The 22,217-nt window shown below is 42.0% G+C and carries 23 protein-coding genes; 14 read left to right on the top strand and 9 right to left on the bottom strand.

Annotated features, from left to right (window positions below; genetic code table 11):
* Positions 1–69 precede the first annotated feature (69 nt).
* Genes NSS76_RS15685 through pdxA form a run of 3 tightly spaced genes read left to right on the top strand, consistent with a single transcriptional unit; the run spans position 70 to position 4,221 of the window.
* The gene (locus NSS76_RS15685; protein ID WP_185853825.1) at positions 70–1,851 is read left to right on the top strand and encodes a sigma-54-dependent Fis family transcriptional regulator; all 1,782 of its coding nucleotides are present in this window, start codon (positions 70–72) and stop codon (positions 1,849–1,851) included.
* A gap of 25 nt (positions 1,852–1,876) precedes the next feature.
* Complete coding sequence (locus NSS76_RS15680) at positions 1,877–3,220, top strand: four-carbon acid sugar kinase family protein (RefSeq protein ID WP_122631899.1); 1,344 nt, start codon at positions 1,877–1,879, stop codon at positions 3,218–3,220.
* On the top strand, positions 3,196–4,221 hold the full coding sequence (gene pdxA, locus NSS76_RS15675) for a 4-hydroxythreonine-4-phosphate dehydrogenase PdxA (protein ID WP_024423431.1): 1,026 nt from the start codon (positions 3,196–3,198) through the stop codon (positions 4,219–4,221). Before NSS76_RS15680 ends, pdxA begins: the two co-directional genes overlap by 25 nt.
* Positions 4,222–4,237: 16 nt before the next feature.
* Here pdxA and NSS76_RS15670 read toward each other — a convergent pair whose 3' ends face one another.
* Positions 4,238–4,984: an SDR family NAD(P)-dependent oxidoreductase gene (locus tag NSS76_RS15670; protein WP_024423430.1), complete on the bottom strand. Its 747-nt coding sequence runs from the start codon at positions 4,982–4,984 to the stop codon at positions 4,238–4,240.
* Positions 4,985–5,173: 189 nt separating this feature from the next.
* Here NSS76_RS15670 and NSS76_RS15665 point away from each other — a divergent pair, with 189 nt between their 5' ends.
* The 7 genes from NSS76_RS15665 (at position 5,174) to NSS76_RS15635 (ending at position 10,444) form a co-directional block, all read left to right on the top strand.
* A complete protein-coding gene (locus NSS76_RS15665) occupies positions 5,174–5,743 on the top strand; it encodes a cob(I)yrinic acid a,c-diamide adenosyltransferase (RefSeq protein WP_024426020.1) in 570 nt (189 codons plus the stop codon).
* Positions 5,744–5,905: 162 nt separating this feature from the next.
* Complete coding sequence (locus NSS76_RS15660; RefSeq protein WP_024426019.1) at positions 5,906–6,298, top strand: membrane protein; 393 nt, start codon at positions 5,906–5,908, stop codon at positions 6,296–6,298.
* Between the two features lie 15 nt (positions 6,299–6,313).
* A complete protein-coding gene (liaH, locus tag NSS76_RS15655; protein WP_151862905.1) occupies positions 6,314–6,982 on the top strand; it encodes a stress responsive protein LiaH in 669 nt (222 codons plus the stop codon).
* A gap of 104 nt (positions 6,983–7,086) precedes the next feature.
* A complete protein-coding gene (gene liaG / locus NSS76_RS15650; RefSeq protein WP_024426018.1) occupies positions 7,087–7,956 on the top strand; it encodes a LiaG family protein in 870 nt (289 codons plus the stop codon).
* A 3-nt stretch (positions 7,957–7,959) separates the two neighbouring features.
* Positions 7,960–8,751 carry a cell wall-active antibiotics response protein LiaF gene (gene liaF, locus NSS76_RS15645; protein ID WP_185853824.1) on the top strand — a complete coding sequence of 264 codons (792 nt, stop codon included), beginning with the start codon at positions 7,960–7,962 and terminating at the stop codon, positions 8,749–8,751.
* Positions 8,748–9,812 carry a two-component system sensor histidine kinase LiaS gene (gene liaS / locus NSS76_RS15640; protein WP_024426016.1) on the top strand — a complete coding sequence of 355 codons (1,065 nt, stop codon included), beginning with the start codon at positions 8,748–8,750 and terminating at the stop codon, positions 9,810–9,812. Before liaF ends, liaS begins: the two co-directional genes overlap by 4 nt.
* Positions 9,809–10,444, top strand: a complete 636-nt coding sequence (locus tag NSS76_RS15635; protein WP_024426015.1) for a response regulator — start codon at positions 9,809–9,811, stop codon at positions 10,442–10,444. The genes liaS and NSS76_RS15635 overlap by 4 nt, the downstream gene beginning before the upstream one ends.
* A gap of 42 nt (positions 10,445–10,486) precedes the next feature.
* On the opposite strand, the gene NSS76_RS15630 is transcribed toward NSS76_RS15635, so the two are convergent.
* From NSS76_RS15630 to NSS76_RS15615, 4 genes are read right to left on the bottom strand one after another with little or no spacing between them, the layout of a single operon-like run.
* Positions 10,487–10,855 (bottom strand): hypothetical protein, encoded by a 369-nt coding sequence (locus NSS76_RS15630; RefSeq protein ID WP_341082428.1) that lies wholly within the window; start codon positions 10,853–10,855, stop codon positions 10,487–10,489.
* 37 nt (positions 10,856–10,892) lie between these two features.
* The gene (locus NSS76_RS15625; RefSeq protein WP_341082427.1) at positions 10,893–12,014 is read right to left on the bottom strand and encodes a Ger(x)C family spore germination protein; all 1,122 of its coding nucleotides are present in this window, start codon (positions 12,012–12,014) and stop codon (positions 10,893–10,895) included.
* Positions 12,011–13,105 (bottom strand): GerAB/ArcD/ProY family transporter, encoded by a 1,095-nt coding sequence (locus tag NSS76_RS15620; protein ID WP_024423420.1) that lies wholly within the window; start codon positions 13,103–13,105, stop codon positions 12,011–12,013. Before NSS76_RS15620 ends, NSS76_RS15625 begins: the two co-directional genes overlap by 4 nt.
* Entirely contained in the window at positions 13,092–14,516 is a 1,425-nt protein-coding gene (locus tag NSS76_RS15615; protein WP_025094130.1) for a spore germination protein, read from the bottom strand. The genes NSS76_RS15620 and NSS76_RS15615 overlap by 14 nt, the downstream gene beginning before the upstream one ends.
* Positions 14,517–14,628: 112 nt before the next feature.
* Between NSS76_RS15615 and NSS76_RS15610 the strand changes: the two genes are divergently transcribed.
* Entirely contained in the window at positions 14,629–14,796 is a 168-nt protein-coding gene (locus NSS76_RS15610; RefSeq protein WP_003213147.1) for a YvzF family protein, read from the top strand.
* Between the two features lie 89 nt (positions 14,797–14,885).
* Entirely contained in the window at positions 14,886–16,280 is a 1,395-nt protein-coding gene (gene fumC / locus NSS76_RS15605; RefSeq protein ID WP_024423418.1) for a class II fumarate hydratase, read from the top strand.
* Positions 16,281–16,327: 47 nt separating this feature from the next.
* Here fumC and NSS76_RS15600 read toward each other — a convergent pair whose 3' ends face one another.
* Positions 16,328–17,206: a TetR/AcrR family transcriptional regulator gene (locus NSS76_RS15600; protein WP_024423417.1), complete on the bottom strand. Its 879-nt coding sequence runs from the start codon at positions 17,204–17,206 to the stop codon at positions 16,328–16,330.
* A gap of 192 nt (positions 17,207–17,398) precedes the next feature.
* Between NSS76_RS15600 and spxO the strand changes: the two genes are divergently transcribed.
* A complete protein-coding gene (spxO, locus tag NSS76_RS15595; RefSeq protein ID WP_003212782.1) occupies positions 17,399–17,563 on the top strand; it encodes an anti-adapter protein SpxO in 165 nt (54 codons plus the stop codon).
* A gap of 20 nt (positions 17,564–17,583) precedes the next feature.
* Here spxO and NSS76_RS15590 read toward each other — a convergent pair whose 3' ends face one another.
* Together NSS76_RS15590 and NSS76_RS15585 are read right to left on the bottom strand one after the other, a co-directional pair.
* On the bottom strand, positions 17,584–18,915 hold the full coding sequence (locus tag NSS76_RS15590; RefSeq protein ID WP_024423416.1) for a HAMP domain-containing sensor histidine kinase: 1,332 nt from the start codon (positions 18,913–18,915) through the stop codon (positions 17,584–17,586).
* A complete protein-coding gene (locus NSS76_RS15585) occupies positions 18,912–19,589 on the bottom strand; it encodes a response regulator transcription factor (RefSeq protein WP_122632048.1) in 678 nt (225 codons plus the stop codon). The genes NSS76_RS15590 and NSS76_RS15585 overlap by 4 nt, the downstream gene beginning before the upstream one ends.
* Before the next feature lie 326 nt (positions 19,590–19,915).
* Between NSS76_RS15585 and NSS76_RS15580 the strand changes: the two genes are divergently transcribed.
* Positions 19,916–21,316, top strand: a complete 1,401-nt coding sequence (locus NSS76_RS15580; RefSeq protein ID WP_122632049.1) for a S1C family serine protease — start codon at positions 19,916–19,918, stop codon at positions 21,314–21,316.
* A gap of 47 nt (positions 21,317–21,363) precedes the next feature.
* Here NSS76_RS15580 and NSS76_RS15575 read toward each other — a convergent pair whose 3' ends face one another.
* Positions 21,364–22,206: an oxidoreductase gene (locus NSS76_RS15575; protein ID WP_270128170.1), complete on the bottom strand. Its 843-nt coding sequence runs from the start codon at positions 22,204–22,206 to the stop codon at positions 21,364–21,366.
* Positions 22,207–22,217: the final 11 nt, after the last annotated feature.

The following is a 22,217-nucleotide window of genomic DNA, read 5'->3' as shown; positions in this document are numbered from 1 at the left end:
ATTTTCTATCGGCTGGACTCCCTCAAGGTATGTCTCATGATGAAGAGATAAAAAATGGGGGTCCTTTTCATGAATATCAAAGTGTTAGGTGTTGCGCCGTATAAAGGGTTGGGAGATGTGTTAATCGACCTTGCCAAAGAAGAAAAAAATATCACATTCCAGCTTGTAGTCGGAGATCTTAGGTCTGGGGTTGCTCTCGCAGAACAAGCAGAAGCTCAAGGGATGGATATCATTATGAGCCGGGGCGGAACAGCTGCGCTCATTCAAAAACATGTGAACATCCCAGTAGTGGATATCCCTGTGTCAGGGTACGACTTGCTTCGTGCCTTAACGCTGATAAAAGATTATCAAGGTAAAAAAGCGGTCGTGGGTTTTGAAAATATCACTCAAGGTGTCCGCACCATTGGGGAATTATACGGGATTAAAATTGATATTTACACAGTGCAGCAAGAGGAAGAGGTATGGGATCTCTTAAAACAATTACAAGATCAAGGGACACAGGTTGTGCTTGGAGATGTCATTACAGATAAAGCGGCTAAAGAGCTGGGAATGCAGAGTATGCTCATTACATCAGGTCGTGAATCGGTTAAAGAAGCATTTCATCAAGCAAAACAAATGTATCGTTTATATAAAGAGGCGACAGCTGAACAGCGTCTTTTTCGTGAAATGATTGATCAAGAGCCAAAAGGCATGCTGATCGTCGATCCACACAACAAACTTCATTTTATGAATCAACAAATGAAACAATGGACAGAAAAAGGATTATTTGCACCGTCTACTTCTCATGCCGATGTGATTACATGGTGTCCAGCACTTGAACCGGCACTAAAGGCGATTCGAGAAGGGAAACAAAATGGTTATTCTCAAATATCTCATCAGCAGCAAGTGTGGCATGTCAAAGGAAGCATGCTATCGAAAGGCGAGTTGCTTGTCACGATTGAAAGGCCTTCGGCTGTGATGAATCAAGAAGGTCTTCGTATTTGGACGCTTGCGTCGCCTATTCATTCAGAACATCCATTTGCTCTTTTTACAGAACAAAGCCCAAAAATGAAAGATGTGATCAAAAGGGCAAAAGCGTTTAGCCAAACGGAGCGCTCGATTTGCCTTTATGGTGAACAAGGAACTGGTAAATCAAGCCTTGCATTTGCCATCCATCAAATGAGCGAGAGGAAAGATGAGAGCTTTACGACGGTACATTGCAGACGTTTGATAGAACCGGAAGATTTAAAATCAATCCCTCTGCATCAAAAAGGGACGATGTTTCTAAAGGATATTGAGAGCGTTCCAATGGATATACAGCAGCTCATTGCCGAGCAGATGCATCATCATCAGAATATTCGCTGGATGGCTGCGTCTCAAGTGGATTTGTTCAAATTGATGCAATCTGGAGCGTTTTGTGAGGAATTATATACAGGCTTACAGGAGCTCACGATTCATGTCCCTCCGTTGTCTGAACGGCCAGAAGATATTGAGGACATGAGCAGGTTATTTATTGCGGAACTAAATTCTCTTTACGGGACGCAGGTGGTTGGGCTGTCAGCAGATGTGATTGAAGCCTTTCAACACCAGAAATTCAGAGAAAATGTCAGGCAGTTCAAGCGGATCATTGAGGAGCTTGTGCTGACGACAAAAAGTGGATATATCACGTTGAATAAGGCAAAGGCAGCAATTGATCAGCTTGCTTTTGAAAATGAAGAAAAACAGCTGTCCAGCTATTTGAATGGAACGCTTGATGAAATTGAAAGACGGATTATCAAAACGGTGCTGGAAGAAGAAAATATGAATCAATCAAAGGCGGCAAAGCGGTTGAATATCAACCGTACGACGCTATGGAGAAAGCTAAAGGAATAATATGTAATGAGGCCGAGGTGTCTAAATGACAAACGATCTATTAAAAAAAGGAGCGAAATTAGAGCAAAAGGTAATCATTGTGGCGGATGATTTGACAGGTGCCAACGATACAGGTGTTCAATTTGTCAAAGCGGGCTTCACAGCCTCTGTACTGTTTCAGCCGTCATTTGAAGGCATTGACAGGTATAAAGAGGATGTGCTGATTGTGGATACCGATTCACGAAGTATGTCTTCAGAGAACGCCTACCATGAGGTCAGCCAAATGGTGCAGCCATTTCTCCAAGATGAATCGCACCTTTTCTTAAAAAAAATAGATTCAACATTGAGAGGCAATATAGGAATTGAACTGCAAGCACTAATGGATATTGGCCCATTTGATGCGGCGGTTATCGCACCTGCCTACCCAGATGCACAAAGAGCAACCAATAATGGCATACATTATGTGGAAGGAGTGCCTGTTCATCTGTCAGAGGCAGCAAAGGATCCGAAAACACCAGTTTTGACATCCAGCATATCAGGTTTAATTGAGGAGCAGACGAACGTCAGACCAAAAAACCTTTCTCAACAAACAATCGGCGAAGAGCTCAAAGGAATGAATGATGAGGTATCATCGTTATTGAAGCATGGTCACCAATGGTTTGTGTGTGATGCAGAAACAAGTGATGATTTAGGGCGGATTGTGGAAGTGTTTATGAAGATGGATAAAAGAATACTATGGGTCGGTTCAGCGGGACTAGCTGGTGCATTATCGGCATATATCGCTAAACATAGAAATACTTCTCGCCTTAAAAAACAGAGACCTGTCCTCATCGTATCTGGAAGTGCCTCTCAAAAAACAAATGAGCAGTTTGCTTATTTAAGAGAAACTCACGATTGTTTTGAGATAAAAGTGAACCCGCTGAATGTATTAAACGGCCGTGAAGCATGGGAACGAAAATCAGTTCTCGATCAACTGCGTAAGCGTCAGAACGAAGATATTCTCCTTTACACAGATGCACGGCCAGAGATGGTTGAAAAGATGCTGGTTTACGGAGAAAAGAAAGGGCTGTCAAGACAAGAGGTTGGAAGTGCTTTGTCCGTCTTTCTTGGAATGATCACAAAAGACATTGTCACATTATCAGGAATGAGACGACTTTTCCTAACTGGCGGAGATACAGCGCGGGCGATTTGCCAAGAGCTTGGAGCAGGAGGTATTCGGCTGCTGAAAGAAATTGAACCTGGCATCCCGCTCGGCCAGCTTGTTGATACGAATTTATATGCGGTTACGAAAGCAGGAGCTTACGGACAAAAAAATTCAGTACTCCACGCGGTAGAAGTGCTGAAAAAGATAGAGGGGGAAGTCGAATGTCAAAACCAATCATTGCTGTAACGATGGGAGATGCGGCTGGTGTTGGTCCTGAAATTATTTTAAAAGCTTTTCAGCAAACGCGTTTACATGAAGAAGCCGTTCTATTTGTGATCGGAGATACCAGTATATTAAATAGGGCGAAAGACTTTGTGAATACAGATGTGGAGATTGTAAGTATCAAAGAACCAGAGGAAGCGGAGCAGGTGAAAGCCGGAGCAGTTCCGTGCTTAGACCTTAAGCTCTTAACGAACGAGATTCCAATTGGGGACATATCAAAAGAAGCAGGAAATGCTGCTTTCCGATATCTTGAAAAAGCCATTAGTCTTGCAAATGACCGTAGAATTGACGGCATTTGCACAGCGCCGCTAAACAAAGAAGCACTTCATAAGGCAGGTCATATGTATCCAGGACATACAGAAATTTTAGCTGACCTGACAGGTACAGAAGATTATGCGATGATGCTGGCGGCCCCTAACTTAAAGGTAGTTCATGTCACCACACATATTGGATTAATGGATGCCATTTTAAAGATTAATCCTGAGCGTGTATACACGACGATTAAGCTGGCACATGATACACTCGTCCGTTCTGGGATCTCTGCTCCTAAAATCGCTGTATGCGGGATTAACCCGCATGCTGGGGAGAATGGATTGTTTGGGAACGGAGAAGAAGAGGAGAAGATCATCCCAGCGGTTGAACTAGCGCAGGAAGAAGGGATTCAAGTATTTGGGCCGCTGCCTGCTGATACCTTGTTCTTTAGGGCAGTAAGAGGTGACTTTGATATCGTTGTGGCGATGTATCATGATCAAGGGCACGGACCGATTAAGGTGCTTGGCTTAGAGTCGGGTGTAAACATTACAGTTGGGTTGCCGATTATCCGTACAAGTGTGGATCATGGGACAGCATTTGATATCGCAGGAACAGGAAAAGCTGATGCTGCGAGCATGGAAGAAGCTATTAGACAGGCCATCATGCTTTCTGGTACGAGAGAAAATCAATATGAAAAGAAAAAGAGCCTTTAAGAGAGGCTCTTTTTTTCTAGTTCATATACGTTCCGCCATTCATATTGATGGTTTCTCCTGTGATAAAATCCGACTGGTCAGAAGCTAAAAATGTCACAACATTTGCGACTTGTTCTGGTGTTCCAATCGTTTTCAAAGGAATTCTATCTAAAACCGAACGCCGGTATTCATCGCTCCACTGTTTGCTCATGTCTGTTTCAATTGGACCAGGGCAGACAGCATTCACATGAATGTGGTGTTCTGCTAATTCTTTGGCAAGATGCATGGTTAAATAATTGATGCCTGCCTTTGATGCACCGTATGCAGGTGATGCATTGTGATGAGGGGTTTTGCCAGTTGTAGAACTCATATTAATAATCTTTCCGCCTTGTTGTTTGATCATGTCAGGAATGACCGCTTGGCACATGAGGAACGTGCCGGTCAAATTAATATCAATCAATCGTTTCCACTCATCAAGGGATGTCTCGACTGTGGATTTTCGTAAATTGATCCCAGCATTGTTGACCAGCAGATCAATCTGTCCAAAATGTGTTTTCGCTTGCTCCACGAGTGAAGAGGCTGTCTCTGGTAAACTAGCATCACCAGCTACATAAACGGCTCGTTTCTCTTTTTTATTCAGTGAGGAGCAAACCTCTTGCAGCAGCATGTCGTTCGTTCCATTGAGAACGACGCGCACTCCTTCGCAGGCAAGTGCCTCCGCAATGGCGCGGCCAATTCCTCTGCTTGCACCTGTAATGATTGCTACTTTATTTTGTAAACTCACGTACATCCCACCCCATCTCTCATAATTAAAAAGCGCTTTCATTCATTATAAAACGGGATGTTTCATCATTCAACATATATAAGAGGGTTGGAGTGATTTTCAGTAAAAGTGTTTCATAATAAAACAAATACATCTTTTTAACTTCAGGTTATACTAAAGAGACAAAGCAGTAGAAAAGGGGGCAAACCGTTGAAACTTTATACGAAAACCGGGGATCAGGGCCAAACAGGCTTGATTGGCGGAAGAGCCGATAAAGATGATGTGAGAGTAGAGGCGTATGGTACGTTAGATGAGGCGAATAGCTTTATTGGACTCGCGCATGCAAAATTACGGCAGCATGGCGAATTGTTTCCGGACCTTTTGTCAGAGCTGATCGTTATACAGCATGAGCTGTTTGACTGCGGTGGTGATTTGGCAGCAGTCAAACCACGTAAAGAAGGCAAATTAACAGAAGCCTCTGTGACAGTCCTTGAGGAAAGAATGGATGTCTATGTAGAAGAGGCTGAGCCGCTTACTAAGTTTATTTTACCGGGTGGTCAGGAAGGCGCTGCTCTCTTACATGTAGCGCGGACAGTCGTCAGAAGAGCCGAGAGGCATATTGTGACGCTTGCAAAACAGGAGGAGATTCCAGCCGTTGCGCTCTCATACGTAAACCGTCTATCCGATTATTTATTTGCAGCCGCTCGAATCGTGAATTATCGGCTTGGTGAAGCTGATGTTGAATATGAACGAAGTGCCGATGTGTTTCGTTCTAAATAAGGAAAGCACTCTTCATAGAAGAGTGCTTTTTTATTAGGTTCTGCCGCTTAGTCTGAGCATTGTTACGACTCTAGTCGCAAACAAAGATCAATCTGTGACACGTTTTGCCGGCTTTCTTTTTTGACTATAGTTAAAGCAAGGAGCAAGAAAGGAGGCATGAAGATGAAAATAACAAGTAAAACCATTATCGGTTCAATTTTATTGTTTGTCGGTTTATCCATCTTCTTTGGTGGTTCATTTGGTGGTCTGATCCCGGTTTTGATTGGTGCAGGGCTCATCTATGTAGGTGTTAAAAAATACGAAAAAGGCAGTAAAACCTTAGGTGTCATTCTAGCAGTCATTGGTGTATTGATCGTCGTTCAATTTCTGCCGTTTATACTCGGCATCGCATTTGCAGGGGTACTTCTTTATTTTGGCTGGTCGATGATCAATGGTGAATCTACCGAAAAATCATCAAGCAGAGCCTATATGGAGCCAAACACGGCACCTAATACGGAAGAACCGATTCATACGTCTTTTGATCAAGAGTGGGAAGACTTTTTAAAGAAAAAATAAAGGGAGGAATATCAAATGGTATTAAGAAGAGTAAGAGATATGTTTGTTGCAACTGTCAATGAAGGTTTAGATAAATTGGAGAATCCGCGTGTCATGCTGAATCAATACGTTCGTGATATGGAGGATGATGTTGCGAAAGCGAAACATGCCATCATCAAACAGCAAACGATTCAGCAAGGTTTCCTGCGAAAAGCAGAAGAGACGGAAGCATTTGCTGAAAAGCGAAAGAAACAGGCCGAGCTGGCATATCATGCTGGAGAAGAGGAGCTTGCACGAAAAGCGCTCACAGAAATGAAGTATTTTGAAGAAAAGCACAACGAATATCAGGAAGCCTACCAGCAATCTGTGAAACAATTGAAAGAGCTGAAGGAGCAATTGCAGCACTTAGAAACGAAGCTGCGTGATATAAAAGACAAGAAGCAGGCACTGATTGCAAGAGCCAATGCCGCACAGGCAAAGCAGCATATGAATAATTCCATCAATAAAGTAGACAGTGAAAGTGCATATAAAGAGTTTCTTCGAATGGAGAACCGTATTGAAGAAATGGAAACAAAAGCAGGCAGCTATGCACAATTTGCAGATCAAGGGGCATATGCTCATTTAGACTACGCCGATGAGGTTGAAAAAGAATGGCAGAAGCTGAAGCTTGAGAAAAAGCCTGAACAGCAGCAAGCAAACGTATAGAGGTCAAATCGGAAGAAAAGCAGGCTTTTTCTTCCGATATTTGATTTCTTTCTGTTTCGCTTTTCCTTATAATGAAAAGGTCAGAAGATAAAGGGATGGTATAAATGAAGCGATTAATCGGTCTAATTTGTATACTTGTAGGTATCTTTTTAATGATTGGCATGCTTTTCAAAAATGAAAATCTCTTTCATTTAAGTTTTTCCCGTGAAAAACCAGTGACAACAGCTTCAGCGAAAAAAGAGGAGATTGATCAATTAGATATTTCTCTTTCTGGGTTTCGCGTGAAGGTAAAACCTGAAAATCGTTCCGATATCTCGGTGACTGCTGTCAATGGAAAAGGGAAAATGTATGCGGAGCAAACAGGCGGTACGTTCAAAATTCGTGCTGAAAATAAAAGCTTCTTGTTTTTTACTCAATTTGAAAAAGGAGAGCTTTTAGTTAAAATTCCAACAGATTATCATAAAAATGTGAAGATTACGGGTGGAAGCGGCGTCAGTGAGATTGATGGAGAAGGAAAGCTGTCCCTTCAAGATGTGATACTCAAATCAACGAGCGGAAACCTCACAGCTGAGAATTTCTCAGCAAAAAATGTAGAAATCAAAGCAACCTCTGGCAGACTGGCAGTGTCGCACATTGATGCGAAGGATAGTGATATTGGAGCAACTTCAGGGCGAGCTGATATTAATGATGTCAAAGGCGAGCTGCAATTGGGCATGACAAGCGGCCGATTGACAGCAAGTTTTGATACAATTGAGTCACCTGTCTCCTTTCATATGACATCAGGGAGCGCGAAATTTAATTTGCCAGATGACGGAGATTTCAACGTTCAGGTGAAAAAAACAAGTGGAAGCGTTGATCACTCGTATGACTTTGATCAAGTGGATAATGAAGGTCGAGGCTTTACAGGTACGCGGGGAAAAGGGACACATTTAGTCGATATTGAAATGACAAGTGGTAACCTCAAGCTGCGGTAATGAATGAAAGAAAGGAAGGAGGCGAGTCAACTGCGTTTTACAAGGAATCAAATTTTAGGCATCATTGTTGTGATATTTGGTATTAATTTATTTCTCAAAATTATTGGGATCGGAGCAGATTTGTTTTGGCCTGTGTTTTTTGCGCTGGCGGGTTATTGGCTGCACTCACGATCCAAACGTTGGCTCGGTTCAGTTTCCTATATTTTTGCCGGCTTTCTCTTCTTAAAATTTCTGCTCAATATTACATTTAGTTTAACAGGTTACCTATTTGCGGCCTTTTTGATTTATGCCGGCTACCGCTTATTGAAAAATAAACCTGTTTTTGATGTCGATAAAAAGGAAACATCAGACGACGGGAAGCCTTCACTGAAAGTCAATCTTGAAAAAAAGAGCGATCAGAAGAAAACAAAAAGCCAGACAAAGCCGCGCAAAGAGCATGACTTTTTTATTGGTGAAGTCAGGCTGATGAAAAAGCCGTTTCAATTAAGTGATTTGACGATTTCAGGTTTTATTGGCGATGTTAAAATCGATTTATCAAAGGCGATCATCGCAGAAGAAGAGAGTACGATCGTGATTAGCGGGCTGATTGGAGATGTGGATATTTATGTACCGCAGGATATTGAAGTATGTGTGAGTGCTTCCGCCGCGATTGGTGATATGAAAATCATAGATGAAAAAAGAAGCGGGTTCGGCAGTAAAGTGTACGTGATGACCAACGATTACGATGAGAGCAAACGAAAAGTGAAAATCTCCATCTCTCTGCTGATCGGAGATGTGGATGTGAGATACTTATGAGGAAATTGCATTTAGGTCTCCAGTGGCAATCTGTTCGTCTTGGCGTCGGTATCTCGCTCGGTGTTGTGACAATGACGACACTGCCGATGTTTTTTTATTATCAGCTTGATCCGATGATCCTGCTTTCTACCCGCTGGTTTGGCATACCGTTTTTTTGTATTTTACTCATCGTTAGTCTTGCGATTGGGATTTCTGCCGGGAGTGTATTTGGCTATCAGCATAAGAAACGCCTCGATCAGCTTGTTGAGTCGATTTTGAAATTTGAAAATGGAAACTTTGCATACAGACTGCCGTCTCTTGGCGACGATGAAATTGGCTTAGCTGCCGATCAATTAAATGAAATGGCGAAGCGGGTCGAAGGGCAAGTAGCCTCTTTGCAAAAGCTTTCAAATGAACGGGCTGAATGGCAGGTTCAAATGAAGAAATCGGTCGTCTCAGAAGAGCGGCAGCGGCTTGCACGAGAGCTCCATGATGCGGTCAGTCAGCAGTTATTTGCAATTTCAATGATGACTTCAGCTATTCTTGAAGGCATGAAGGAAAAGGACGAAAAGATATTAAAGCAAATGCAGCTTGTCGAACGAATGGCTGGCGATGCACAAAATGAGATGCGTGCTCTTCTGCTTCACCTAAGACCGATCACGCTAGAAGGAAAAGACCTGAAAAAAGGCTTAATTGAGCTGCTAAATGAATTCCAAGCAAAGCAGCCGATTGATATTGATTGGGAAATCGAAGATGATGTTCCGCTATCTAAAGGAGTAGAGGACCACCTCTTCCGAATTGTGCAAGAAGCCCTGTCTAATGTATTTAGGCATGCAAAGGCGACAAAGGTAACTGTGCGCCTGCTCATAAGAAACCGGCAAGTGCAGCTAAAGATTATTGATAATGGTATCGGCTTTCAAACAGATCATGTGAAGACAGCCTCCTACGGACTTGAATCGATTCGAGAGAGAACAAGTGAAGTAGGCGGTGTCGCAGAGATTATGTCATTTGAGGGAAAAGGCACACAAATTGATGTGAAGGTTCCCATTTTTGATGAAGGAAAAGGAGAGAACGTTCGATGATTCGAGTGCTTTTAATCGACGATCACGAAATGGTGAGAATGGGTCTTGCGGCCTTTTTAGAGGCGCAGGCTGATATTGAAGTCATTGGTGAAGCGTCAGATGGACAAAAAGGTGTAGAGCTAGCCGTTGAATTAAGGCCAGATGTCATTTTAATGGATCTTGTCATGGAAGGGATGGATGGCATCGAAGCAACGAAAAGAATTTGTCAGGAAATTGAAGATGCCAAAATCATCGTTCTGACGAGCTTTATTGACGATGATAAAGTCTATCCAGTGATTGAGGCGGGTGCTTTAAGCTATTTATTAAAAACATCCAAGGCAGGAGAAATTGCTGATGCCATCAGATCAGCAAGTATCGGCGAACCAAGACTTGAATCAAAAGTGGCTGGAAAGGTCATGAATAAACTCCGTCATTCATCAAATGGGTCCATCCTTCACGATTCATTAACAGCAAGAGAAATGGAGATCTTGAAGCTGATTGCGGATGGGAAATCGAATAAGGTCATTGCCGAGGAATTATTTATTACAATTAAAACGGTGAAGACCCATATTACCAACATTCTTTCCAAGCTTGATGTGGAAGATCGAACGCAAGCGGCTGTGTATGCGCACCGTCATAAGCTGATTCAATAAAAAAACAGCTTTCAGGTGAAAGCTGCTAGAACATGCGTAAAATTAGTCCTTCTGTCCTGTGATCGGACGTTCGGATAGTTGATGGAGCTCAGGAACTGGAAAAGCCTCCTGCTCCTTGGCCGATTTTTCTTCCAGGGTTTTCTTCATTTCGGATAAAAGCTTTACGCTCTCCGTTGCTGCTGCCGCTTTTTTTTCCTGCAAATCAATGATCTGTGAAAGTCCGACGAATAATCCGCCTCCCAACAGAAGGAGCGCAGGGGTTTGTCCATAATAAACCACGATCAAAAATGTGCTTGAAAAGCTGTCGGCTTCAATGAAGAAATCTTCTTTTGATTGCGTGAATACAACGATTAACATAAGTATCCCTAGAATCAAAAATAGAATGCCGGCCGAAAGTAAAGCTCGTTTCATGATTGACACCCTTTTTTTCTTACCATTTTAACATACTCTATAAAGATTGTGTTGCGCCCTTAGTCCCGAAGTCACGGATTTTCACATTTGCCTTGTAACGAATGTCTGATTCACTAAAAATTTCATCCCAATGCTTCGCTTCTTTTCGAAAGTCCTTCGGATACGCAATACTCGCTTTTTGAGAAAACCCGCAAATATCTGCTTTGATCTCATGCTGTAATTCCCCAATGAAATCTTTTACGTTTTTCTCTATTCGACGCTCCACGACACCTTCAATCTCTTGGAGATACTTTTCATTAAATGCATTTTCCCGCTCATTCCAATCCTCAGACAACCTTCCTTCAAGCTCCACTGACACATTAAATTGATATTTTCCGCTCGCTGTTTTGTTCGTTTCAATGTTGTGTTTCAGTTTAAAAATCTCAAACGAATAGATGCTGTGATCATATTCAAATTCAATTACTCCGCCTTTTCCGTCCCCAGTCAACAGGTTGTATGACTGCACGGCTAACGGAGAGATGCTGGTGAGAAATCGTCTGTTCTTAATAATAGAGGCTCCGTCGAGTATTAATTTCCCTTGATTCACACCGACTTTCGGAACAGCAAAAGATACGTTGTTTTGCATAGCAGAAGAAATATCTCCTAATGAAACGGGCTTGAACATACGTATGGTCGATTTTGTATTCGCAGAAAGGTCATATAATGTAGAAGAAGCTGGCTGACCAGCGTCATTGATTTTCAGCAAGTCCCCAGGCTTTTCTGAGGTCATAAAGACGAGGCTTCCTCTCCTCGTTTCATTGTCGCGAATGAATTGATTAATGACGAGGTCGAAATTATTCTCATTGATGAGTTCCTCAGAAAATAAATACACCCTCAGCTGCTGGGCGAAAATGCGGTGACTTTTGAGCGTCGTTGTTCGAAATATTTGATGTACCGAATCACCACTAGTTTCTATAATCTTTGTTGGGTCTTTTACGCTGGATTCTTGTTCAATTTTTTGAGGAACAAGGACTTGCATTGATATTTTAAGCTTATGACCGTCATCTCCTTTATCTAAGCCATAACCAATCGCCATGTTGAGTTCCTCAATATTGGTACTATCCCAGCATCCACTTAATAGAAAAAGGGTCATTAATGCAAAAACCGCTTTCTTTTTCATGCCGCTTTCCGCCTCCTTTTAAAAAACACGATGATAAATAAGAGAAACGGGAGAATGCCGAATAAAAGGAAAAATAAATTGTTCACATAGGTTAAATAATCACGTACCGTATCAACATCCTTTGGGAAAACGGCGGCAAAGTAGATGACAATTCCCATCAACGTGAGTACGACTTTTTTGGGTAATTTTGTTAGTTTGGATACCCCCATTGCAGCAAAAAACGTATATCCTACAAAGCTCGTATAAAGCTGAACAAGCCAAACGATAAGCAAAAAAGATTCAATCCGCTCAATAAAGATCCCCTGTATATCGAACGATTGAAATAAAGCAATTGTCGGCCAAGTCAACGTCGCAGTTTCTTTCACAGTGAACGCACCAACGACAAGAATATAGGTGAATATATAAATGATCGCAGGAATCAAAAAGCCGATTGCGCCATAAGCAAAGGTGTGTTTTTGCGTGTTCATATAGACAGGCATAAACAGCATCATTTCAATGCCGACAAACGAAATAGCTGATGCATTAAAGGATTTGAAGACAGGGGAGAAGCCCTCGCCTAAAACAGGCCGGAGGTTATCTAACTTAAACTCTTGAACACTGAGTCCGTAAGCAATAAATAAGATAATCAGGGTGACAATGAGGAAAAAAGGGCACAGTCTGGCAAAATCGCCAATCCCGCCGACGACAAGATAAAGACCGACCAAAATAAAGCTGATCATTGTCACCGCTACAGGAGTGTTTTGAAGCAAAAAGAACTTCACCATTTCCGACATAGCCCGCACTTCATAGCTGGCAACGCCGAGAAAATAAATAATAATGAGCAGGTTAGCAAGGGCACCGATCCACTTGCCAAGCCCCTCGTTCGTATAATCATAGTAAGAGGAGAAGGGGACTTTTTTCATCATAAGGACATTCGCAAAAATAAATACAATGTAAATGCCACTCATGAGTAAGAGCGCAATCCAGCCGTCAGGTGTAGCTGCAGCCTGAGCCATTGCTCTTGGCAGAATCATCATACTTGCACCTAATGTTGTATTGGCAATGATGGCACTTGCCTGATAGCTGGTGATCGACTCTTTATGATTGACCATATCGTTCTCCTTTCTTTTGATTTTTTAAAGGCAATCGAATGATGGAATTGTCTTCGTTTTTATAGCTGAACACAAAATCTGGTGAGAAATAAGGTGTCCCAAAACTTTTTTGCCGTGTTAAATGAGTAAGGAGAACGAGCATGAACAGCACAATCCCATATAAACCAAAGGTAGCTGCTGTAAACATGGACACAAACCGGAGCACGCGGAACGACATGCCCATCCCATATTGCGGGACAGTGAATGATGCGAGGGCAATCACACTGACGATAATCACCATGATCGAGCTCACAATATGAGCCTGAACGGCCGCCTGCCCGATGACAACTCCGCCTACAAGTCCAATCGTTTGCCCGAGCGGATTTGGCAGCCTTAAACCGGCTTCCCGCAGCAGTTCAATCGTTATCTCCATGATCAGTGCCTCCACAATAGGCGGAAAGGGGACGTTTTCTCTAGTGCTTGAGATTGAAATAGCAAGAGTTGTTGGTAAAAGCCCTTGATGGAAGGACACAAGCGCAATATAAATGGCTGATAAAAATAATGTCAGAAAAATAGAGGTAAACCGCAGCATCCGAATGAGAGAGGCAGCGATCCACCTTTCATAATAATCATCAGGTGATTGCATAATCGTCGCGAGAGAAGCAGGTACAATTAACACAAAAGGTGAATGGTCAACAAAAATGGCGACACGTCCATTATTTAAAGCAGATGCCACTTTATCCGGCCGTTCTGTGTTTTGTATTTGCGGGAAAGGAGAGTACACATTGTCCTCAATCAGTTCCTCAAGAACACCGGAATCTTGTATATCATCAATAGTGACTTGCTTGAGCCGTTTTTTCACTTCTTTTAAAACAGATGATTGAGCCATACCGTCAATGTACATGATGGTCACTTTGGTGTACTTTTTTTGACCAATCTTCATGTCGACGGTTTTAAGATCGGGGTTTTTCAAGCGCTGTCTTACAAGAGCTAAGTTCGTATCTAAATCTTCAATAAAGCCAATTTTCGGTCCTCTCACAACTGTTTCAGAGGTAGCATCCCCTATACTGCGTTTCTTCGTTCCATGAGTTTCTAAAATATACGCATGCTGAAATCCGTTAATCAGAACAACACAATGCCCATCAAAAATCGCATCGACCAATTCCTCAGAGGTTTTCACCGAACGGGTGGTCATCATCGATAAATTGGATTCCAGCTTCTCTTTTGTGAGAGACGTATGATCTTGGAGAAGCAGCTTTAAAAAGGTTTGAATCTCCATCTTTTCGTTCATTTCTTTTATGTATAAATAGTAAACCACCTGTCCGTGAGGCAGCGTTTTTTTCTCATGGACCAAATCGTCCATTTCCTTTAATTGTGGAAGGATGACGGAGAGATTATCGTATAAGTGCTCTTTTAATGGAGTTTGATTCATTCGGATCACCCGCCTCAAATCTTTTTCTTAGCATTACCTGCTTGAAAAAACAATATTCTGTGTTACATTATTTTGTGGTAAAAGAAAGAATGAGGGTTTTGGAGGAAACAAGATGGCACAAATTCGTTTAGCAGGAACAAAAGAGGAGATCGACCGTATTCTACAGTCGTTTGACAAGCATTATGAGGTGACATATACATCAAAGGATTACGGAAAAACGAACCCAAAATACAAATATTCGAAGGATGTTCGCGTTTATATTGAACTAAAATTAAAATAAAGATAAAATTTTAATTGAAAACGCTTAAAGGATTTTCGTTTTTTGTATAGAATAGAGTTGAGTGATGAGAAGCTATGGAGGGATACATAATGACGGAATTTAGAATCGAAAAAGACACAATGGGCGAAATCAAAGTGCCGAAGGACAAGTTCTGGGGTGCACAAACACAACGAAGCAAAGAAAATTTCAAAATCGGTTCTGAGAAAATGCCAAAGGAAGTTGTGAATGCGTTTGCAATTTTGAAACGTAGCACAGCGATTGCGAACGAACGTCTTGGCAACCTTGAAAGCGAAAAAGCAGAAGCTATTGCTGCTGTATGTGATGACATCATCAGCGGAAAGTATGACGAGCATTTCCCGCTTGTTGTTTGGCAGACAGGCAGTGGAACACAAAGTAACATGAACATGAACGAAGTCGTTGCAAACAGAGCAACTGCTTACTTGAAAGATAAAAATAGCGAGTTCAGCATTCATCCGAATGATGACGTTAACCGCAGCCAAAGCTCAAATGATACATTCCCAACGGCTATGCACGTGGCAGCTGTTTTAGCTGTGTACAAAAAATTGCTGCCTGCAATTGACCAGTTAAGAACAACTCTTGATGAGAAAGCAAAAGCGTATCAAGAGATTGTGAAAATCGGCCGTACGCACTTGCAGGATGCAACACCGCTGACAGTTGGTCAAGAGATTAGCGGCTGGGTATACATGCTGGACCGTTCAAAAGAAATGATTCTAGAATCAACTGAAAAAATGAGAGAATTGGCCATTGGTGGAACGGCTGTTGGTACAGGCATTAACGCACATCCTGAGTTCGGTCAATATGTTGCTGAGGAAATCAGCCAGCTGACAGGTCAAACATTCAATTCTTCACCAAACAAATTCCATGCGCTGACAAGCCATGATGAAATTACGTATGCACACGGAGCCTTAAAAGCACTTGCAGCTGATTTAATGAAAATTGCCAATGATGTGAGATGGCTTGCAAGTGGTCCTCGCTGCGGAATTGGTGAATTGATCATTCCTGAAAATGAGCCGGGAAGCTCCATTATGCCAGGAAAAGTCAACCCAACTCAAAGTGAAGCTTTAACCATGATTGCAGCACAAATCATGGGGAATGATGCCACAATCGGTTTTGCGGCAAGCCAAGGAAACTTTGAGCTGAACGTATTTAAGCCAGTCATCATTTATAACTTCTTGCAATCAGTTGAACTGCTTGCTGACGGCATGAACTCATTCCATGACAAGTGTGCAGTTGGAATCGAACCAAACCTTGAAACGATTGAGAAAAACTTGAACAATTCATTGATGCTTGTGACGGCACTAAACCCGCACATCGGATATGAAAATGCAGCGAAAATTGCGAAGCTTGCGCACAAAGAAGGATTAACACTAAAAGAAGCAGCACTTCAATTAGAGCTGTTAACAGAAGAGCAGTTCGAGCAATTTGTGAAACCAGAGGAAATGGTGACACCGAAAGCAAAATAAGAAACCAGGGGCGGCTGCCCCTGGTTTTTTTCATTGAAAATATGTGTTTACAAATGATCCTCTTTCAAAATGCGCAAAAGAGATTCGGAGTTGGTTTGAAGCGGTGCGTATAATTTCAATTGGTACAGCATGCCTTTCACGATGACTTGTCTTGGTTTTTGTTTGTTTAATTCATTTTCCAGAATGCCAAGTGCTTCAAATAATTCAGGCTCGTCTTTCACTTCATAGTGTGCTTCAGCCATCTCTCTTAATTCCTGTAAAAGAGATTCTGTGAGAGGATCGAATGACCGTTCATAAATCGGACCAAACCAATCGCTCGCTTGATCTACAGAAATGAGAGGAAGATCATTTCGCTTCATCATACCGCCCATTAAATCATCGATACGGTGAATCATGGTTGTGGCAAGCTCTTCTGCTTCCAGCTGAAAATCATATAAAATCGCAAGCTCGAAATAAACGTGGCTCATGCCCTCAATCGTCAAACATAAATCAGCCATATAAGGAATGGCAGCGTCTCCATACACTTGTTTAATATTATCGATATGAAGCTGAATCGTCGCAAGCCTAATTTGTTTTGCGAGCTGCTGCGTTTCTTGAGTCATAGGAAGCGCTCGATCGCTCAGCTGCATTTTAATAAAATCCTTTTGCTGCAAAATATTATCGTAATAGACAGTGAGCTGTTTGCGGTAGGCTTCTTTTGGTGTGCCGCCCTCTGTTTGAACCTCATGAATCCGGGTAAATACCTTATCGTAATAGTAATGAAGGATCGAAATGAGCAATGCTTCCTTTGATTTAAAATAAAGATAAAAAGCACCCTTTGACATGTGGCATTCATCCGCAATTTCCTGAACAGACGTTGTGTTGTAGCCTTTGCTGGCAAATAATTTCATGCCAGCCTCAATGATCATTTTTTCTTTCTTTTTCAATATGAATGTCATCCTTTCTTACCGAGAGACAAATGTCTTAGGAAACGTGCGCAAAGAGATGTGACTTATTGGTCATAAACGACGAAAGTTTTCAAAAATTAATCAGATTGTAACTTGTTTTTTACAGTGTAATTCTTTATATTATAAAGTAAGGTGACCAACTGGTCAAAATATGTGAAAGGATGATGTTCCATGAGAGAAATCGATGATATGATTAGACGCTTGCGAACAAAAGGGATTCAAGTAGAAAAAGTCAAAATGCCGAAAGAGACAACCATTGAAAAGAAATGGATGTATCAAGCTGGCAAAAAGATCAAAGCCACATACCGTGATTTCAATGGGTATTCATTCATTTAAAAAAGACTGCGGTCAAAAACCTACAGTCTCTTCTTTGGAACCATGATTGTATAACGTACACCTAGATCATCATTTTCAATAGATATGGACGCTTGATGCATTGAAAGGATTCTTTTGACAATGCTTAATCCAATACCGAATTCGCCCTTTTTTCCCTTACTAAAAGGTTCGTATAGGTTGGACAGCATATGTTCTTCAATTGGAGGGCCGTCATTACGAATGACAATGCGGATTTGATCCTCTTCTTGTTTCATCTGAATATCAATCTTACTTTTTGCGTAGCGAAGTTGATTTTCTAGTACATTCTCAAATAATTTGCTCCATTGTTCTGGATCGCCTTCAAGAGCAGCCTCATCATCTAAGTCCACGTTCCACTGCAATTCATTTTTCGACCAGCGTATTCGGTCGACCACTTCCAGCATCGTATTACTGAGTAGGAAGGAAGAATGTGCGGGATGTTGTTTAGATAAATAATCAAGCTTTGTTAAATACAGCAGATCCTTGATTTTCTTCTCAAGCTTTTCCGCTTCACCTTCAATGACTTCCACCGTTTGTTCAAGATCTCCCTTAGGAAAAATACCATCTTTAATGGACTGCGTGTAGCCGCGGATGACCATGACAGGTGTTTTTAAGTCATGTGAAATATTCTGCAAAAGTGTCCGTTCTGTTTCATCTTTTTGAATGAGTTTTTGTCTCATTTCTTCAATGGTATGACCAAGTTTGCCAATTTCATCTTGCCGGTCAACGATGACAGGATCGTCCCAGTCCTCTTGGGCAATCCGTTTGACGTGCTTTTCAAACGCAACGATTGGTCGGGATAGATAGCGGGCAAGCCAAATCGATGGAATCCAGCTTAGTAAAATAACAGTGCCTAAAATAAAGATCAGCTGTTTAAACAGCGTAAAGGATAGGTCATCTCGATAAGAATCTGGTGCATAGGACAGAAGAATATATTGTGTATTGCCTGATGATACTTTTTTGATGACAAAAAAGATATGCTGGCCGTTCACCTCTTCAGAATACCGTTTCGTTGCGCTTTTTTGTTTTTTCACAAACGATTGGATTTTCTCAATAAAAGCATGCGGAAAAAACTGCGCCATTTGATCTAATTCATCTGACGGGATCAAAATGTGCTGCACGGAGCGGTTTTCCGGTGTCGATTTTGGCGAGCCGTCTCGGTTCAATGGATATTCTGTCAGCACTTGCTGTTCATTTTCGATATTTTTATAAATTTCATTTGTGAAAAAGTCACGTAATGTATTGGAAAATAGAATAATCAGGACAATGGAAATGGTGAGCAAAATGCCAGAGATCACAGCCCAAATTTGAAAAGCGAGCGGTTTGTTCTTCATCCTTTCAGCATCCTATAGCCAAATCCATAGATGGTCTCGACCTTTAAGTCGGGCATTTTTTTGCGCAGCCGTCTGACAAGGTCATCCACCACACGATCTGTCCCGAAGTAATCGTGTCCCCAAATCTTGACGAGGATATCTTCACGAGAAAAAGCATGTCCCTGGTGATGTGTAAATAAAAGCAGCAAGTCAAATTCCTTAGACGTTAAGTTAATGAGCTGCCCCTCTTCATAGACCTCTCTTACATCCTCATGAATGACATAAGAAGAAACTGAAGTGACGCTTTGCTGCTGCGGGCTATCGCTGTTTTTATACACAAGCTCCAGCAGCTTTTGAACCCGAATGATCAGCTCACGAGGAAGAAACGGCTTCGCAATATAATCACTGCTTCCCAGCTCTAAACCGAGGACACGGTCGATATCTGCATCACGTGCTGAAATGAAAATGACCGGTACGTCAGGCGATGCGGCTTTAATTTCTTTTATGAGGGTATAGCCGTCTGTATCAGGCAGCATGATATCTAAAATCCATAGATGCGGCGGCTTGTTTATGGCCTCGCGTGCCGCTTCTCCGGTTAAAAAAGAGGAGACATTCCAATCCTCACTCTCTAAATATTTGGTTAACAGTTCATTTAAATTTTGTTCATCTTCAACTAAATAAATGGTGTACGACAAAGTCTTCCACATCCTCTCAACGTCATTATAACGGGATACGAAGGCGGCATGTCAACAATCACACGCTTTTTTCACAATTTCACATATTCTTCTCATCATTATCCCATAATGTTTGATTATGATAAGGTCAAGGGAAAAAAGGGCATAGACAAAAGGCGGATGAATAGGTGCTTTTCATCAATGTGCGCACCTTGCTTTTTTTCTATGAATAAGTATTATATAATTTGACATATTGCCATAAAGTATTTTTCAATGATCTTTCCATTAAGAGGACCTGAGTCCTATCTAGACATATGAATGAAACATGAAGTAAAGGAGTGCAAGCGATGGATTTCCGAAGAGAAGATGAAGAGAATAAGATGAATCATCCAGAAAATCAAGACAATGAAATGAATCATCAAAAAGATACCCATCAAGAGAATGAGAAACAAATAGACGCACCAGAAAAAGAGAAGGAACTTGTTTTTCACCAGCATGAAAATGAAGCATCTGCCTCGCAGGAGAGTGTGACAAATCATTCTCCTCAAATGGTGGATGACCGTGCGTCGAAAAAAGAGAAAAAGCGGAAGGCGGCATGGCTCAGCCCAATTCTTGGAGGGATTATTGGCGGGGGTCTTGTACTTGGCATTACACCGCTTTTGCCGCAGTCACAGGATACAGCTGCCAACACGCAAACGCAGACCGCATCAAGCGAGCCGGCAGCCTCAGATAATTTCTCGACAAAACAAATCACCAATGCCACAAATGTGGCTGATATGGTAGAAGATTTAGAGCCCACTATTGTAGGGGTCTCAAACTATCAATCTACACAAAATTCGTTTGGCTTGAGCGGTGATCAAACAGAAGCTGAAGCTGGAACAGGCTCTGGTGTCATCTTCAAAAAAGATGGCAAAAAAGCGTACATTATTACAAATAACCACGTTGTCGAAGGGGCCAATAAAATCAAGGTCACCCTTTATGATGGAAAAACAAAAGACGCAAAGCTTGTCGGCAGTGATGTCATGACCGACTTAGCCGTTGTTGAAATGAACGCAGACGGCATTGATAAAGTGGCGAGCTTTGGTGATTCTTCTAAGCTTCGTGCTGGAGATAAAGTCATTGCCATTGGGAATCCGCTCGGTGCACAGTTCTCAGGTACTGTGACAGAAGGAATCATTAGTGGTCTTGATCGTACTGTAGAAGCAAATACGTCATCTGGTACGGTGGAGATGAATGTGCTGCAAACAGATGCAGCGATTAACCCAGGAAACAGCGGGGGGCCACTGATCAATACAGATGGTCAAGTCATTGGCATTAACAGCTTGAAAATCAGCGAAAGCGGTGTGGAATCACTTGGATTCGCGATCCCAAGTAACGATGTCAAACCGATTGTAGATGAGCTGTTGAAAAATGGAAAAGTTGAACGTCCATATCTTGGCGTTCAAATGATTGATCTTGAGCAAGTGCCTGAGACGTATCAGGAAAATACGCTCGGCTTATTTGATAAACAAATCGGCAAAGGCATTTATGTAAAGGATGTTTCAAAAGGTTCACCTGCACAAAAAGCAGGCTTGAAATCTGGAGATGTCATCATCAAGTTCAAAGGGAAAGACGTAGTGAACAGCTCTCAGCTGAAAGAAATTCTTTACAAAGAAACAAAAGTCGGCGATAAAACCACAATGACTGTCATTCGTGAAGGAAAGAACAAAAATCTAGATATTACCCTTGGACAGTCAGATAGCGAATAAATGAAAAAAACAGGTGGATGTCAACGTATCCACCTGTTTTTTTGTGCTTATTTTTTTGAAGAGAGTGTACGTAGTATGATGTGTTCCCACATGTTCCATGGCAGAAGCTGCTTTGCTGTGAATGAAAGTCGTACACCTTTTCCAACAAGATATCTCAGCCGTTTCAGCCGCTTCTTTTCTGCTAATCGTACAACAAGCTCTGCCACTTCACGAGGATCTCCATAGTTGGATTTCTGGGCATCAATATGGGCCATCATCTTTTGATAGAGTTTTGTGTATTTCGAACCTTCTGCTGGCTGAATCATTTGCTCGTTCATGGAAGTGTTCCAAATATTCGTCTGGAAAGAGCCTGGCTCGATCAAGGCCGCCTGTATACCGAACGAAGCCAGTTCAATCCGCAAGCTTTCTGTATAGCCTTCCAACGCAAACTTAGACGATACATATGGAGAAAGTGCAGGCATTCCCATTAATCCACTGATACTGCTCATATTGAAAATTTTTGCGCCACTCGTCATAAACGGCAGCACTGCTTGGGTCATTTCCATCACACCGAAGACATTCACTTCAAATTGTTGGCGGTATGTATCGACAGGAACCTCCTCCGCAAAACCAGCAAAGGCTGTTCCCGCATTGTTCACAAGCAGGGTAATGGGTGCATAGGTATGAAGCTTCTTCTGAAATGCTTGAATCGACTGCGTATCGGTCACATCTAACGCTTCAATATGTATCATGCCAGATAAAGAGGCTTCCTCGATTTCTTCAGCGAGCTTTTTGGCATTGGTTTCCTGTCTGACGCCGGCAATCACTGTATAGCCCCGCTTTGCGAGACACATCGTGATGAGCTTGCCAAAGCCGCTATTGGCACCAGTTACAATGGCTGTTCTTTTCATCATCCGGTCCT

The sequence above is a fragment of the Bacillus sp. FSL R5-0654 genome (genome assembly GCF_038008745.1).
In the GTDB taxonomy this organism is placed as follows: Bacteria; Bacillota; Bacilli; order Bacillales; family Bacillaceae; genus Bacillus; species Bacillus safensis.
The sequence above is the reverse complement of the archived record's forward strand: the minus strand, read 5'-3'. Positions and strand labels throughout refer to the sequence as shown.